Here is a 2,562-nt window from a genome sequence, read left to right as displayed (position 1 = left end):
GGGGGGGCGCCCCCCGGCCCCTCCTATTCCGCCGGGCCCGTGGTCACCGCGACCCAGCCGTGGACCCGGTTACGGGGCCCGGCCGAGTTGATCACCGCGCTGCGGCTGCGCTGTCTGCCGCGGACCGGGGCCGGGCCGCGGGGACTGTCGGGTTTCCCGAATATCCACCGGCAGCGTGCCCGGGTCGCCGCGGATCTGGCCGCCGATCTCGTCACCCTGCTGGAATCGGGGATCGAGCTCACCGAGCCGGCGGGACGTTCGCCGGACCCGGAGCCGGCGGGAACCGGCGAGCGGGGACGCCCGCTGGGCCCGGGCGATATCGCGGTGCTCGTACGCACGCACAGCCAGCTCGAGGTGGTCCGCGAGGCGCTGGAACGGGCCGGTGTGCCGGTCGTATTGACCAGCGGCAGCAGTATTTTCGCGACTCCCAGCGCCACCGATTGGCTCTGGGTGCTCTCGGCGCTCGAACAGCCGCACCGCGCGGACCGGGTGCGGCTGGCGGCGCTCACCCCGCTCTTCGGGTACACCGCCGGCGATATGGACAGCGGGGGAGCGGATCTGGTGGGGCGGGTGAGTGCCGAATTGCGCGACGCGGCACGCCTGTTCGCCCGCGCGGGTTTCGCGGCCGTTTTCGAACGGCTCGCCACCGCGACCGGGCTGGTTCCGCGGTTGCTCGCCGGCGAGCACGGGGAACGCCGGCTCACCGATATCCGTCACCTGGCGCAGCTCCTCGACGAGGTGAGCGCGGCGGAGGGTTTCGGGCTCACCGCGCTGACCAGATGGCTCGCCGACCGCGTGCGCGCTCCGGCGTCGGGCTCGGTGGCCGGGCGCAGCCGGCGGCTGGATCGCGATCTGGCCGCGGTCCAGCTCGCCACCGTGCATGCGAGCAAGGGGCTCGAATTCCCGGTGGTGTACCTGCCGTTCGCGTGGGACAGCTCATCCGATCCCACACCGGCCACACTGCTGATGCACGAGAACGGCGCCCGCGTGCTCGATATCGGCGGCCCGGACGCGCCGGGCTACGCCGCCCGCAAGGAACGTGCGGACAGCGAAACGGCGGGCGAGGAATTGCGGCTGTGCTATGTGGCGCTCACCCGCGCATGTTGCCAGGTGGTGGCCTGGTGGGCACCGTCGTTCGGGACGGCGGTGGCCCCGCTGCACCGGCTGCTGTTCGGCCGGAGTCCCGAGACCGTACAACCGAAACCGCGGGCGCCGGTCGACGAGGACGCGGTGGTGGTGGACCGGATCCGGGACTGGGCCGCCGCCGCGGCGGGGGCCATCTCGGTGACGGCGGCCGATCCTGCCGGGGAGCTCCCGCGGTACCGCCCGCCCACCGGCAGCGCCGACGGCGAGCTCGCGATCGCCGTGTTCGACCGGGAGCTCGACGACCACTGGCGGCGTACCTCCTACTCGGCGCTCACCGCCGCCGCGCATCTCGCGGCCCCCGAGACCGAACCGGAGGAGAGCCCTGGTCCCGGCGACGAACCGGAGGCGCCCGCGCCGCTCGCCGAACCGGAACCGGGCGCCGCCTCGCTCATGAACGAGCTGCCCTACGGGGCGGAATTCGGCACCCTGGTGCACGCGGTGTTCGAGCGAGTGAGCACCGATACCGCCGACCTGGCCGCCGAGGTACGCCACCGGTGCGAGACCGTGGTGGCCGATATGCTCGCCGACGCCGATCCGGAACTGCTGGCCGCGGCGGTACTCGCGGTTCTGCGCACCCCGCTCGGGTTCGGCACCCTGGCCGATATCCGGGACCGGGATCGGCTGCCGGAACTGGAATTCGAGCTGCCGCTGGCGGGCGGGGACACGCCGGCCGCCGCCTCCGCGACCCTGCACCGTATCGCCGCGCTGCTGCGTACCCGCCTGGACCCCGGTGATGTTTTCCACCGCTACGCGGCAGAACTCGACACCCTCGACGACACCCCGTTGCGGGGATATCTCACCGGCAGTATCGACGCGGTCCTGCGGACTCCGGCCGGGCGTTTCGTCGTCGTCGACTACAAGACCAACCGGCTGGGCACCGGTGAGCTCACCGTCGCGCACTACACCCGGGAACGGATGGCGGCGGAAATGATCCGCGCGCACTATCCGCTGCAGGCGCTGCTGTATTCGGTGGCGTTGCACCGCTATCTGCGCTGGCGGCTGCCCGGCTACGACCCCGCCGGACATCTCGGCGGTATCCGCTACCTGTTCGTCCGGGGCATGATCGGCCCGGAAACCCCGGACGGTGCCGGAGTATTCGAGTGGACCCCGCCGCCCGGCCTGATCGCCGAGCTGTCGGACCTGCTCGCCGGAGGTGCGCCGTGATCCCGATCCGGGTGGCGCAGCGCGGCAGCGGGATACTGCGCGAATTCAACGAGGCCGGAGTGCTCTCGGCCGCGGATGTCCATGTGGCCGCACGATTGGGCCGGCTCGCCGGGGAGACGCGGGAACCGGTGCTTTTCGCCGCCGCGCTGGCGGTCCGCGCGGTCCGCTCGGGTTCGGTATGCCTGGATCTGACCAGGATGCGGGAGATCGGCGTGGACGCCGACGACGAACGGGCCGAGCATATCGATCTCG

At 72.3% G+C, this 2,562-nt stretch carries 1 protein-coding gene and 1 pseudogene; both read left to right on the top strand.

Annotated elements, in window-relative coordinates; translation table 11 throughout:
- Positions 1-2,310, top strand: a 2,310-nt coding sequence (locus QH276_RS16670; protein WP_280406801.1) for a 3'-5' exonuclease, incomplete at its 5' end; no start/stop codon positions are given.
- Positions 2,307-2,562: pseudogene (locus tag QH276_RS16665) on the top strand (exodeoxyribonuclease V subunit alpha); the annotation flags it as partial. The gene QH276_RS16670 and the pseudogene QH276_RS16665, both read left to right, overlap by 4 nt.

The organism is Nocardia carnea (assembly GCF_029869215.1).
GTDB classification, from domain to species: domain Bacteria; phylum Actinomycetota; class Actinomycetes; order Mycobacteriales; family Mycobacteriaceae; genus Nocardia; species Nocardia carnea_B.
The sequence above is the reverse complement of the archived record's forward strand: the minus strand, read 5'-3'. Positions and strand labels throughout refer to the sequence as shown.